Annotated in this window: 13 protein-coding genes; 4 read left to right on the forward strand and 9 right to left on the reverse strand. The window is 74.4% G+C overall.

Annotated elements, in window-relative coordinates; all coding sequences use genetic code 11:
• Positions 1-137: 137 nt before the first annotated feature.
• From IE178_RS03755 to IE178_RS03765, 3 genes are read right to left on the reverse strand one after another with little or no spacing between them, the layout of a single operon-like run.
• Entirely contained in the window at positions 138-2,699 is a 2,562-nt protein-coding gene (locus IE178_RS03755; protein WP_193511278.1) for an ABC transporter permease, read from the reverse strand.
• Positions 2,696-3,448 (reverse strand): ABC transporter ATP-binding protein, encoded by a 753-nt coding sequence (locus IE178_RS03760; protein WP_193511279.1) that lies wholly within the window; start codon positions 3,446-3,448, stop codon positions 2,696-2,698. The genes IE178_RS03755 and IE178_RS03760 overlap by 4 nt, the downstream gene beginning before the upstream one ends.
• Positions 3,445-3,726: an SHOCT domain-containing protein gene (locus IE178_RS03765; RefSeq protein WP_193511280.1), complete on the reverse strand. Its 282-nt coding sequence runs from the start codon at positions 3,724-3,726 to the stop codon at positions 3,445-3,447. Before IE178_RS03765 ends, IE178_RS03760 begins: the two co-directional genes overlap by 4 nt.
• Before the next feature lie 199 nt (positions 3,727-3,925).
• Here IE178_RS03765 and IE178_RS03770 point away from each other — a divergent pair, with 199 nt between their 5' ends.
• From IE178_RS03770 to IE178_RS03780, 3 genes are read left to right on the forward strand one after another with little or no spacing between them, the layout of a single operon-like run.
• Positions 3,926-4,507 carry a TetR/AcrR family transcriptional regulator gene (locus tag IE178_RS03770; protein WP_229875381.1) on the forward strand — a complete coding sequence of 194 codons (582 nt, stop codon included), beginning with the start codon at positions 3,926-3,928 and terminating at the stop codon, positions 4,505-4,507.
• 21 nt (positions 4,508-4,528) lie between these two features.
• Entirely contained in the window at positions 4,529-5,113 is a 585-nt protein-coding gene (locus tag IE178_RS03775) for a DUF4865 family protein (protein WP_193511282.1), read from the forward strand.
• On the forward strand, positions 5,110-6,018 hold the full coding sequence (locus tag IE178_RS03780; RefSeq protein ID WP_193511283.1) for a phosphotriesterase family protein: 909 nt from the start codon (positions 5,110-5,112) through the stop codon (positions 6,016-6,018). Before IE178_RS03775 ends, IE178_RS03780 begins: the two co-directional genes overlap by 4 nt.
• Before the next feature lie 21 nt (positions 6,019-6,039).
• Here the strand turns inward: IE178_RS03780 and IE178_RS03785 are convergent, their stop codons facing one another.
• From IE178_RS03785 to IE178_RS03800, 4 genes are all read right to left on the reverse strand, one after another.
• Complete coding sequence (locus tag IE178_RS03785; protein WP_193511284.1) at positions 6,040-6,462, reverse strand: PPOX class F420-dependent oxidoreductase; 423 nt, start codon at positions 6,460-6,462, stop codon at positions 6,040-6,042.
• Positions 6,463-6,535: 73 nt separating this feature from the next.
• Positions 6,536-7,426, reverse strand: a complete 891-nt coding sequence (locus IE178_RS03790) for an NAD(P)-dependent oxidoreductase (RefSeq protein WP_184762080.1) — start codon at positions 7,424-7,426, stop codon at positions 6,536-6,538.
• Entirely contained in the window at positions 7,423-8,697 is a 1,275-nt protein-coding gene (locus IE178_RS03795; RefSeq protein ID WP_193511285.1) for an ROK family protein, read from the reverse strand. Before IE178_RS03795 ends, IE178_RS03790 begins: the two co-directional genes overlap by 4 nt.
• 71 nt (positions 8,698-8,768) lie before the next feature.
• The gene (locus tag IE178_RS03800; RefSeq protein ID WP_193511286.1) at positions 8,769-9,419 is read right to left on the reverse strand and encodes an alpha-ketoglutarate-dependent dioxygenase AlkB family protein; all 651 of its coding nucleotides are present in this window, start codon (positions 9,417-9,419) and stop codon (positions 8,769-8,771) included.
• 68 nt (positions 9,420-9,487) lie between these two features.
• Between IE178_RS03800 and IE178_RS03805 the strand changes: the two genes are divergently transcribed.
• Complete coding sequence (locus IE178_RS03805) at positions 9,488-10,621, forward strand: methyltransferase (protein ID WP_193511465.1); 1,134 nt, start codon at positions 9,488-9,490, stop codon at positions 10,619-10,621.
• A 1-nt stretch (position 10,622) separates the two neighbouring features.
• On the opposite strand, the gene IE178_RS03810 is transcribed toward IE178_RS03805, so the two are convergent.
• Both IE178_RS03810 and IE178_RS03815 read right to left on the reverse strand, forming a co-directional pair.
• Complete coding sequence (locus tag IE178_RS03810) at positions 10,623-11,489, reverse strand: class II fructose-bisphosphate aldolase (RefSeq protein WP_193511287.1); 867 nt, start codon at positions 11,487-11,489, stop codon at positions 10,623-10,625.
• 21 nt (positions 11,490-11,510) lie between these two features.
• Positions 11,511-12,392 carry an SIS domain-containing protein gene (locus IE178_RS03815; protein WP_184762085.1) on the reverse strand — a complete coding sequence of 294 codons (882 nt, stop codon included), beginning with the start codon at positions 12,390-12,392 and terminating at the stop codon, positions 11,511-11,513.
• Positions 12,393-12,511: the final 119 nt, after the last annotated feature.

Raw genomic sequence — 12,511 nt, forward strand, 5'->3', positions numbered from 1 at the left:
GGAGCCGCACGCCCGCCGCGCGCCCCGCCGCCGCCGTCACTCCGTGGCGGCGGCCCGCGGCGCACCCGGGCGGGCCACGCCCCGGATCGCGCGCAGGCCCCCCCGGGCACGCGCCTCGGCGGGCCTGCGCGCCCCCGTCACCGCGTGGCGACGGCGCGGAGCACGTCGAGACGGGCCGCACGGCGGGCCGGGCGCAGACCCGCGAGGACGCCCGCCGCGAGGCCGACCAGCGCCACCACCGCGAGCTGCACCGGCGGCATCGCGAAGGCGAAGGCGCTGTCGCTCGCGCCGTCGGAGGCCTCCACCAGAACCCAGCCGAGGAAGGCGCCCAGGGCGAGTCCGCCCGCGGTACCGAACGCGGCGACCAGGACCGACTCCCAGCGGACCATGGCCCGCAGTTGGGACCGGGTCTGGCCGACGGCCCGGAGCAGACCCAGTTCGCGGGTGCGCTCGTGGATCGCCAGGGTGAGGGTGTTGGCGATGCCGAGCAGCGCGATCAGCACGGCCAGGGCGAGCAGCGCGTAGACCAGGGTCAGCATCATGTCGATGCCGGCCGCCGAGGACTGCGCGTACTCGTCACGGGTCTGGACTTCCGGGTTGCCGTAGTCGTCGGCGACCGCCTGCACCGCTGCCTTGCCCGTCTCGCCGTCCACACCGTCGGCGAAGGTGACCGCGACGAGGGTGTCGGCGTCCTGGGTGCGGTGCGGAGCCCACGCCGCGCGGGTGATGACGTAGTCGCCGGCGAGTTCGGACTGCCCGTAGACGGCACGGACCGTGAACGTCCGCTCCTCGCCGTCGGTGAAGGTGAGCCGGGTCGTGTCTCCGGGGCCCACCCCGAGCCGGTCGGCCTCCTGTTCGGTGACCGCGATGCCGTCGGTGCCCAGCGCGGCCAGGGAGCCCTCGACCTCGCCGAGGTCGAAGGTGCGCCGCAGGGCGACCGGGTCGGTGACGGTCAACGCCCGTCCCTCCCCGTCGACTTCCGCGACGCCCCGGCCCAGCCCGACGGCGGTGTCCACCTCGGGCAGCTCCGCGACCGCGTCGGCCAGCCGCGGGCTCAGTCCGCTGCCGCCCGCCCCGTACGACGGGGCGCTGACGGCGACGTCGCCCGCGAAGGACCGTGCGACCGTCTGGTCCATCGTGGCCTTCAGCGACGCCCCGAACACCGTGAACAGGGCCACCACGGCCACGCCGATCATCAGCGCGCTCGCGGTGGCGGCCGTCCGCTTCGGGCTGCGCAGCGCGTTGCGCCGGGCGAGGGAGCCGGTGACGCCGCGCAGCCGGTCCAGCGGGCCACCGAGAACGCGCACGGCGGTCGAGCAGGCCACGGGGCCGAGGACCACGAAGGAGACCAGGGCCAGGACGGCGCCGGTTCCCGCCGGCCATACGGACGGGGACACCAGGACGCCGGTGAGCGTGACGGCGACGGCCAGGGCCGCGAGACCCGTGCCGGCGACCGCGCGGGTGCGGGAGGCACCGGAGGTGTCGACGGCCGTCTCGCGCAGCGCGGCCAGCGGTGCGGTGCGCCCGGCGCGTACGGCGGGCAGCAGGGCGGAGCCCAGACAGACCACCACGCCGACCGCGAGCGGAAGCAGCAGCGACACCGCGCCGATCACCAACGCACCCTCGGGGAAGGGAAAACCGATCGCCGGGAACAGCGCCTGGAGTCCCGCCGCGATGCCGATGCCGCCCGCCAGTCCGGCCGCCGACGCGGTCACGGCCACCACGCCCGCCTCCACGAGGGTGGCCGCGGTGACCTGGCGGCGCGAGGCGCCCAGCGCCCGCAGCAGGGCGTTCTCGCGGGTGCGCTGCGCGACGACGATCGCGAAGGTGTTGTGGATGGAGAAGGTCGCCACCAGCAGGGCGACACCGGAGAACACCAGCAGGAAGAGCGTGAAGATGCCCAGGAACTGGCCGGAGATCATCTCGTTGTTCTCCTCGGCCGACTGCCGGCCGGTGACGGCCTCGACGCCTTCGGGAAGTGCCGGGGTGAGCCGGTCGACCAGTTCGTCCTGGCTCACCCCGGGTCCGGCCCGCACCAGGATGCTCGCGGCCTCGCCGGCCCTGGCCGTCAGGTACTTCTCGGCGTCGGCCCGGGTCATACCGGTGAAGGTCACCTGTGCCATGCCGTCCTCCCCGCCGAAGGTGGCGAGCCCGACGATGGTCACCTCGACCGGGTCGGGGGTGCGCAGCACGGTCGTGTCGCCGATGTCCAGGCCGCCCCGCTCGGCGGTGCCGCGGTTCACCACGACCTCCCCGGACTTTCGCGGGGCGCGGCCCTGGGCGAGTCGGTACGGGTTGAGCGCGGGGTCGGCGATCCAGTTGCCGGCGACCGTGGGCGGCCCCTGCCCGCCGATCGGCTCGCCGTCCGCCGCGACGAGCTGTCCGGCGCCCTGGATGTCGGGGGCTGCCGCGGCGACGCCCGGGACCCGCTCGACGGTACGCACCAGATCCGCGGCGACCGGCTGACGTACCCCCTGGCTTTCCCCGGGTGTGGTGATGGCGTCGGCGCTGCGGACGACGGCGTCGGTGCCGGCGGCCGCGTTGCCGAACATGCTGTCGAAGCTCGCGCGCAGCGTGTCGCCCATGACGAGGGTCCCGGCCAGGAAGGCCACGCCCAGGAACACGGCGAGGAACGTCCCGGCGAAGCGGCGCTTGTGGGCGCGCAGGGAGGACACGCTCAGGCGTAGGGAGGTGTTCATGAGGGCACCTCGAAGGCTTTCATCCGGTCCAGGACCGCGTCGGCGGTCGGGACTTCCATCCGGTCGACCAGGCGCCCGTCGGCCAGGAAGACCACCTCGTCGGCGTGGGCCGCGGCGACCGGGTCGTGGGTGACCATGACGACGGTGCGACCGGTCTGCCGTACGGCGTTGCCGAGCAGCCCGAGCACCTCCTCGCCGGAGCGGGAGTCGAGGTTGCCGGTCGGCTCGTCGGCGAAGACCACGTCCGGCCGGCCGGCGAACGCCCGTGCCACCGCGACGCGTTGCCGCTGCCCGCCGGACAGCTCGGCGGGCCGGTGCCGCAGCCGGTCACGCAGGCCCACGACGTCGATCAGGGTGTCGATCCACTCGGGGTCTCCCCCGTCGCCCGCGAGATCGAGCGGCAGGGTGATGTTCTCGGCGACGGTGAGCGTCGGCACCAGGTTGTAGGCCTGGAACACGAAACCCACGCGGTCGCGGCGCAGCAGGGTGAGGCGGCGGTCGTCGAGGCCGCCCAGTTCGGTGGCGCCGATCCAGGCGGCTCCACGGGTGAGGGTGTCCAGTCCGGCCGCGCAGTGCAGCAGGGTGGACTTGCCGGAGCCCGAAGGCCCCATGACGGCGGTGAAGCGGGCGGCCGGGAAGGTCACGCTGACCCCGTCCAGGGCCCGTACGGCGGTGTCGCCGGCGCCGTACACCTTGACGGCGTCGACGACCCGGGCGGCGGTCCGGGTGCCGGTGGTCGTGGTGGTCATGCCGCACCGCCCCTGCCGTCGCGGCCGAACCGCTCGTCCAGGACGGACAGCCGGCGCCAGTACTCGTCCTCGTCGATCTCGCCGGAGGCGAAGCGGTGACCGAGCACCGCGAGGGGGGAGTTCTCCTCCACCGTGGGTCGTTCGGGTCCGCGGCGTCCGCGCCACACCGTGCGGCGCAGCAGCGCGATGCCGCCGCCGATGACCAGGGCCCAGATCACGGGCAGGAACAGGATCCACGGGCCGGGCCCGCCGTCGCCGAAGTGCGCCAGGGTCTGCATGATCGTCAACTCCTCGGGTGCGGTGTCTCGTCGCTCCTTGCGCGACACCTCGAGCGTCGTCCCGCGAGGGGTGTCCGGTCGTCGTACGGCCAGCGGCACTGCGCATACCTCCCGGGGAGTACGCGGAGGGCGGGGGCCTGCTCCCGCCCCGCTCCCGAACACCTCGACTTCTGTACCTACTGGTATGTACAGTGGGGGCATGAGCACTTCGGAGCGACTCATCGAGTCCACCCGCGCGCTGCTGTGGGAGCGCGGCTACGTGGGCACCAGCCCGAAGGCGATCCTGGAGCGGGCGGGCGCGGGCCAGGGCAGCATGTACCACCACTTCAAGGGGAAGCCCGACCTCGCGCTGGCCGCGATCCGGCGCACCGCCGAGGAGATGCGGGCCACCGCCGCGGGAGTACTCGACGGCCCGGGCACGCCGTACGAGCGCATCGAGGCGTATCTGCTGCGCGAGCGCGACGTGCTGCGCGGTTGTCCGGTGGGGCGGCTGACCATGGACCCGGACGTGATCGCCGACGACGCGTTGCGCGCCCCGGTGGACGAGACGCTGGACTGGCTGCGCGCGCGACTCGCCGGGATCGTCGAAGAGGGGCGGGAACAGGGCGAGTTCGCGCCCGGCCTGGACAGTGAGGAGATCGCGGCGGCCGTCGTGGCGACCGTCCAGGGCGGCTATGTGCTCGCCCGCGCCTCCGGCTCCCCCGCCGCCTTCGACGCGGGTGTGCGCGGCCTGCTCGCACTGCTCGCACCGCAGGATCGACAGCCCCGAACACGTCCCTGACTCCGGCCCGGGAGGCCCTCGTTGCACGCCCTGCAGTACGAACTCACCCTGCCCGCCGACTACGACATGCGGATCGTCCGGGACCGCGTGGCCCGTCGTGGACATCTGCTCGACGCGTGGCAGGGCCTCGGCGTCAAGGCGTATCTGGTGCGCGAACGCGGGGTGCACGGCTCGCCGGTCAACCAGTACGCGCCGTTCTACCTGTGGAACACGGCGGAGGGCATGAACGCCTTCCTCTGGGGCGGCGGTTTCCAGGGGATCGCCGACGACTTCGGGCGCCCCCCGGTACGCCAGTGGACGGGCCTGGCGCACGAGGACGGGGTGGCTGCGGATGCCCCGGCGGTCGCCGCCGTACGGCACCGGTGTCCCGTGCCGGACGGGGTGCGGGTGGGCGAGGTGGCCGAGGAGGCGGTCCGCGCGTGCGGGCGGCTGGCCGGGACGGACGGTGTGGTGCTCGCGGCGTCCGCCGTGGACACCGCCCGCTGGGAGCTGGTGCACTTCTCCCTCTGGCGGCATGACGCCCCGCGGACGGACGGCGAGGTCTTCCAGGTGCTGCACCTGTCGGCGCCGGAGCGGGACCGGCTGCCCCGGGGACGCCAGTGGTGAACGCGGTCCGCACCGTGCTCGGCGATGTGCCGCCCGGGCACCTGGGCGTGTGCGACGCGCACGACCACCTGTTCCTCAGCAGTCTCCGGCTCCCCGGTGAGGAGCTGCGCAGCCGTTCCGCGGCGCGCGCGGAGCCGGCGGCGTTCCGGGAGCGCGGCGGCGGGAGCGTGGTGCAGTGGACTCCGTACGGGATGGGGCGCCGGGCCGCCGATCTGCCCGCGCTGTCCCGCGGGACCGGAGTGCACGTGGTCGCCGCGACCGGACTGCACCAGGCGGTGCACTACGACGAGGAGACGCTCACGCGACTGCGTGGCCGGCTCGCGCGGCTCTTCGTGTCCGAACTGACCGAGGGCATCGGCACGTCGGGGGTCCGGGCGGGATTCATCGAAGTCGCGGGCGGTTTCCACGCCCTGGACGAGCACGCCCGCCGGACGCTGTCGGCTGCGGCCGAGGCGCACCACGCCACGGGGGCGACCGTCGCCGTGCACCTGGAGCTGGGCACCGGCGCGCTGGACGTACTGGAGCTGCTGTGCCGCCGGCTGGCGGTTCCCCCACACCGGGTGGTGCTGGGGCATCTCAACCGCTGTCCCGATCCGGTGGTGCACCGGCAGGCCGCGGAGAGCGGCTGCTATCTGGCGTTCGACGGCCCGTCACGCGCCCACCACACCACCGACTGGCGGCTGCCGGACGCCGTACAAGCCCTGGTCGAGGCGGGTTTCGGCGGCCGGCTGCTGCTGGGCTGCGACACCACGACCGCCACCGCCCGCTCGGTGGACGGCGGTCCCGGTATGCCGTATCTGCTCGACCGGCTGCGGCCCCGGCTGGCTCAGGCCGTCGGTGCGGAGGCGGTGGACCGCATCCTCACCGGGAATCCCGGCCGGGCCTTCGCCGTGGACTGGCGGTGACGTCCGGCCGGGCGCCCGCGGTCAGGTGGCCGCCTGGTCGCTGTCCCTCATCGCGCCCCAGCCGTGCCAGCGTTCGACCTCGACCCAGGCGCTGACCCGGGCACGCTTCCGGTCCGGGTACGGGCCACCGGTGTAGTGCCGGGCGAGGCGGTCGATGTCGGCCAGACCCGTGTCGTCGCGCAGGTCGACGACGCGGCCGAGCAGGGTGACGTGGGTGTACCAGTCGTCCTCGGCCAGGACGGTGAGGGTGACGCGCGGTTCGCGCCGCAGGTGCTGCAGACGGACCCGGCCCTCGTCGAGGTTGATCAGCGCGCGGCCGTCCTCCCACAGGTACCAGGTGGGCGTGGAGACGGGTGCGCCGTCGGAGCGGATCGTGGCCATGACGCAGGGGTTCGGCCGGCGCAGCAGGGCGTCGGCCTCGGGGGGCAGCGGGGGCTTGGACACTACGGACTCCTCGGTGTGCTCGACGGTGGTTGCGGTCCGGTGGTGTGCGGGCCGGTGGTGTGCGGGCCGGTGGTCAGGTGGTGGGGCCGTCGCCGAAGCTGGCGTAGTAGGCGGCGGCCATGTCCTCGTCGCCGTGGCCCAGGTCCGCGGCCCGCTCCAGTCGCTCGGCGCTCGCGGCGGCCACGTCCAGGCGGACGCCGTGCCGTTCGCCGGCCCGCACGATCAGTCCGGCGTCCTTGGCGGCGGTGGTCACCGCGAACTGGGCCGGGGACAGCCGCTCCTCCAGGATCAGAGCGGCCTTGGCCCGCAGATAGCCCATGTCGAGGGGGCCGCCGGCGATGAGGTCGAAGAAGGCGTCCGGTGCGACGTCGAGGGCCTTGGCCAGGGCGAGGGTCTCGCCGGCTGCGGCGGTGGCCGCGAGCACCCAGCTGTTGGCGACCAGCTTCAGGCGGGTCGCGCTGCCCGTCGCGCCGTCCTCCCCGGTCCACACGGTGCGGGCGCCGACGGCGTCGAACACCGGGGTCACCCTGTCCCGGCCCTCGGCGGGTCCGGCGGCGAGCACGGTCAGCTGTCCGGCCTCGGCGGGCTGACGGGTGCCCAGGACCGGGGCGTCGTAGAAGAGCAGGCCGTGCTCGTGGGCGAAGCCGGCCAGGTCGGCGACGCCCTCGATGCCCGCGGTGGTGGACTGCGCCCAGGCGGTCCCGGGGCGCAGCGCGGGGGCCGCCCCACGCATCGTCTCCAGGGTGGCGGGGCCGTCGTGCAGCATGGTCAGCACGACGTCGGCGGACTCGACGGCCTCGGCGGGGGTGTCGGCGATGTGCGCGCCGTCGGCGGCGAGCGGGTCGGCCTTCGCGCGGGTGCGGTTCCAGGCACGGACGGTGTGTCCGGCGCGGGCGAGGTTGCGCGCCATCGCGGCGCCCATGATGCCGGTGCCCAGGACGCTGACGGTGAGCTGGTGGGTCATGACGTCGGCTTTCTGTCGGTCGGGCTGTCATCCTGGGCGAGTGCCCCGAGAGGGTCGTCCAGCACCGGCTGCCAGGCGAGTTCCGCCGCGCCGACCAGGCTGTTGTGATCCAGGGTGCAGGCGAGGATCGGGACGCCGCCGCTGCGGCCCCACAGGCTGCGGTCGGCGACGACGGCGCGTAGCCGGTCCGGGTCGGCCTCCAGCAGGGTGCGGTGCAGGCCGCCGAGGATGATCCGGTCCGGGTTGAGGATGTTCACCAGGCCGGCCAGGCCGAGGCCGAGGCGGTCGATGAGGGCCGCGGTGGCGGTGCGTACGCCCGGGTCGTCGTACTGGCCGCGGATCAGGTCGTCGGCCTGCTTCAGCAGGGACATCTCGGGGCCGGGGGCGCGTCCCGCCGCGGTGAGGAGGGCCAGCGGGTCCGCCTCGACGTCCAGGCAGCCGCGGCTGCCGCAGTGGCAGGGCCGGCCCTCGGGGTTGACGGTGAGGTGGCCGACCTCCAGGGCGAGACCCGCACTGCCCGAGTGCAGGCGGCCGTCGAGCACCAGGGCGCCGCCCACACCCCGGTGGCCGGTGGCCACGCACAGCAGATCGCGGGAGCCGCGCCCGGCGCCGTGCCGGTGTTCGGCGAGGGCGGCGAGGTTGACGTCGTTGGCCGCGAAGGCGGGCCCTTGGAGGCCGGCCGCGCGCACCTGCTCGGCGAAGATCTCCCGGACCGGTGCGCCCGCGGGCCAGGCCAGGTGCAGGGGGTTGAGTGCCAGCCCTTCCGGTTCGGCCACCGCCGAGGGCACGGCGAGCCCGGCGCCCACGCACCGCCGCCCGGTCTCCCGCAGCAGCTCGGCGCCGGCCGCGACGACGGAACCGAGGACCTTCGCCGGGTCGGCGTCGACGACCTCGCAGCCGGGCGCCGTGGCGACGATCCGGCCGCCCAGCCCGACCAGGGCCGCCCGGAAGCCGTCGGCGTGCACCTGCGCGGCGAGCGCCACGGGGCCGTCCTCGGCGACGGACAGCCGGTGCGAGGGGCGTCCCTGCGAACCGGCCGCGGCACCGGGCCGGGCGTCCACCTTGATCAGCCCGAGCGCCTCCAGCTCGGCGGCGACCGCTCCGGCCGTCGCGCGGGTCACACCGAGCTCTGCGGTGAGCACCGCGCGGGTCGGGGCGCGTCCGGTGTGCACGAGCTCCAGCGCGGGCCCGAGCGCGCCGCGCCCCCGGTCCAACCGCGTCCTCGAGGTGGTCCCTTCCCCCGCCGGCCGGGGGTCCGCCTTCCCGCTCATGAAGGCGAGTCTCCCATGATCCGCAACCGGAGCGGGTCGGATCCGGTCCGGCGTGAGGGGCCCGGCCGGCCCTACAGCCCGCTGACCCGCAGCGTGATGCTGAGCCGTCCGGTCAGGCCCAACTCCGGGGGTGCCGTGCCCGCGTGCACCCGGGGAACGCCGTGGTACGCGAACCGGGACGGGCCGCCGAAGACGAACAGGTCGCCGCTGCGCAGCTCGACATCCGTCCAGGGGCGGGTCCGGGTCCGCGTGTTGCCGAAGCGGAACACGCACATGTCGCCGAGGCTCAGTGACACCACGGGCGCGTCGGCCTTCTCGTCGCTGTCGCGATGCATGCCCATGCGGGCGCCGGCGTCGTAGAAGTTGATGAGGGCGATGTCGTACGCGGCCCCGCGCGCGGACCCGGCCCCGAGCGCGTCGGTCACCGCGCGGCGGCCCAGTTCGCCGAGCCGGGCGGGGAACGGCTTCACCGGCGCGCCGTCGCCGTCGACGACGGTCGGGGCATAGCCGTACGGATACCAGTGGCGGCCGAGGCACACCTGCCGGGCGGTCATGGTGCCGCCGCCGGGCGTGCGGACGGTGCGCAGTCCGGCGGGCGGCCTGGCCCACTCCCGGCAGGCGGCCAGCAGCTCGCGCTGCTCTCGCGCGTCCAGCCAGTCCGGCACGTGCACCGCGCCGGGCGCGATCTCGCCGCGCGTCCTGGGAAACAGCTCGGCCTCCATGCCTCCCATCCTGCCGGACACACCGTGAGCTGGGGCTCGGCTAGCCTGGCAGCACGATGAACGACCGTATGACGACTCCGTGGGGCGAGCCGGTGCTGGCCCGGTTCCCCGAGGACCCGCGCGACAGGCTGCGCGCCTGGGACGCGTCCGACGCGTATCTGCTCAGGCATCTCGCCGAGCGGCGGGTCCCGCTGTCCGGGACGGTCGTGGTCGTCGGTGACCGCTGGGGCGCCCTGGTCACGGCGCTCGCGGCACACCGGCCGACGCAGATCACCGACTCCTGGCTCGGACAGGAGGCGACCCGCGCCAACCTCGCCCGCAACACCGTGGAGCCGGGCGCGGTCCGGCTGCTCACCACGCAGGACCCGCCGCCGGACCGGATCGACGTGCTGCTGCTGCGGGTACCGAAGAGCCTGGCGCTGCTGGAGGACCAGCTGCTGCGGCTGGCGCCGGCGGTGCACGCGGACACGGTCGTCGTCGGCACCGGCATGGTGAAGGAGATCCACACCTCGACGCTGGACCTCTTCGAGCGGATCCTCGGCCCGACCCGCACCTCGCTCGCCGAGCAGAAGGCCCGCCTCATCTTCTGCACGCCCGACCCGTCGCTGAAGCGCCCGGCCAACCCCTGGCCGTACCGCTACACGCTCCCCGACGGCATCGGCCCCGTCTCCGGCCGGACCGTCGTCAATCACGCGGGGGTCTTCTGCGCCGACCGCCTCGACATCGGTACCCGGTTCTTCCTGAAGCACCTGCCCGCGAGCCGGGGCGGCGGACGGGTGGTGGACCTGGGCTGCGGCAACGGCGTCGTCGGCACGGCGATGGCGCTGGCCGACCCGGGTGCGGAGGTGCTGTTCGTGGACGAGTCCTTCCAGGCGGTGGCGTCCGCCGAGGCCACGTTCCGGGCGAACGACGTCCCCGGACACGCCGAGTTCCGGGTCGGTGACGGCCTGGCGGGCGTGCCGGAGGGCAGTGCCGACCTCGTTCTCAACAACCCGCCCTTCCACTCCCACCAGGCGACCACCGACGCCACGGCCTGGCGCATGTTCACCGGCGCCCGGCGCACCCTGCGCCCGGGCGGCGAGCTGTGGGTGGTCGGCAACCGGCACCTCGGCTACCACGTGAAGCTGCGGCGGCTGTTCGGCAACAGTGACGTCGTGGCCTCGGATGCGAAGTTCGTGGTGCTGAAGGCGGTGAAGCGGTAGCTCAGGGCATCGCGGGGTCCGGGCCCAGCGCCTCGATGATCCCCGCCACGGCCCGGGTCATCGCCTCCCGGCCCACCGTGAGATAGCCGCGCGGGTCGACCGCCTCGGGGCGGGCGGTGAGGAACTGTCTGATCGCGCCGGTCATGGCGATGTTCAGGGCGGTCCCGACGTTGACCTTGGCGATGCCGCCCGTGACCGCCGCGGCGAGTTCGTCGTCGGGGAGGCCGGAGGAACCGTGCAGGACGAGGGGGACGTCCAGGACCGCGTTCAGTCGTTTGAGGAGGGCGTGGTCGAGGGCGGCGGTGCGGGTGGTCATGGCGTGGGTGGTGCCGATGGCGACGGCCAGCGCGTCCACGCCGGAGTCCGCGACGAACGCGCGGGCCTGGTCGGGGTCGGTGCGGGCGCCGGGGGTGTGGGCGTCCAGCGCACCCTGTCCGTCCTTGCCGCCGATCTCACCCAGCTCGGCCTCGATCCACAGCCCTTGGGCGTGGGCCCAGTCGACGGCGGCCCGGGTCGCGGCGAGGTTGTCGGCGTACGGCAGCCGGGCCGCGTCGTACATCACGGAGCCGAATCCGGCGTCCGGGGCCTGACGCAGCAGGGCGTCGCTCCGGACATGGTCGAGGTGCAGCGCGACGGGAACGGAGGCGCGCTCGGCGGCGGCGACGGCGGCCCGGGCGAGCGGGAGCAGCCGGCCGTGACGGAACGTGACGGCGTTCTCGCTGACCTGGAGGACGACGGGGGCGTTCACCGACTCGGCGCCGGCGATGACGGCCTCGACGTGTTCGAGCGTGATGATGTTGAACGAGGCGACCGCTGAGCGGTGCGCGGCGGCGCGGGCGACGAGTTCGCCGGTGGTCGTGAGGGGCACGGTCCGTCCTTTCCGACGGTGTCAGGGCGCGAGGACGACCGAGCGGGTGAGGTGGCGGGGCCGGTCGGGGTCCAGGCCGCGGGCCGCGGCGACGGCGACGGCGAGCCGCTGGGCGCGGACGAGTTCGGCGAGCGGATCGAGGGTGCCCTCGATCCACAGTCCGCCGGTGTCGCGGACCTGTCCGGCCAGCCCGTCGGGGGCCGCCCCGAACATCCACGTGGCCCTGCCGGGCGCCGTGATGCTGATGGGGCCGTGCCGGTACTCCATCGCCGGATAGGCCTCCGTCCAGGCCAGTGCGGCCTCGCGCATCTTCAGCCCGGCCTCGTTGGCCAGTCCGACGGTCCAGCCGCGGCCGAGGAAGGTGAACTGGGCGCAGTCCACGAGCCCCTCGGGCAGCGGTGCCGCGAGGGCCGTCCGACCGTCCTCCTCGACCGCCGCGGTGTGCAGGCCGAGGTGGGCGCGGAGCAGGGTGAGGGCCGTGGTCGCGAACCGGGTCTGGACGACGGAGCGTTCGTCCGCGTATGCGAGGACGACCGTCTCGTCGGCGAGCGACATCACGGGCGTGGCCGGGTCGGCGGTGACCGCGGTGGTGCGGATGCGGCCCTTCAGCCGGCCGAGCAGGTCCAGGACTTCGGTGGTGGTGCCGGAGCGGGTGAGGGCGACGACGTGGTCGTAGGCCCGTCGGTGCGGGAACTCCGAGGCGGCGAAGGCGTCGGTCTCGCCCCGGCCCGCGCCCTCGCGCAGGGCGGCGACCGCCTGCGCCATGAAGTACGAGGTGCCGCAGCCGACCACCGCGACCCGCTCCCCCGGCACCGGCAGCACCGGGCCGTGTGCCGCGGCCTGCGCGGCGGCGCGCCGCCAGCATGCGGGCTGACTGTTCAGTTCGTCCTCGACATGCGTCATGCGGCACCTCTGAAAGGCTCGATGATTGTTCTTGCAAGATAGAGCGAGATTTCGAGCAGAATCAAGCATCAAGTGCAAAGATCGGGTGCGTTAGGGCCACCGGAGATCGAGGGAACGGC

Origin of the sequence: Streptomyces griseoloalbus (assembly GCA_014650015.1) — a bacterium.
In the GTDB taxonomy this organism is placed as follows: domain Bacteria; phylum Actinomycetota; class Actinomycetes; order Streptomycetales; family Streptomycetaceae; genus Streptomyces; species Streptomyces griseoloalbus.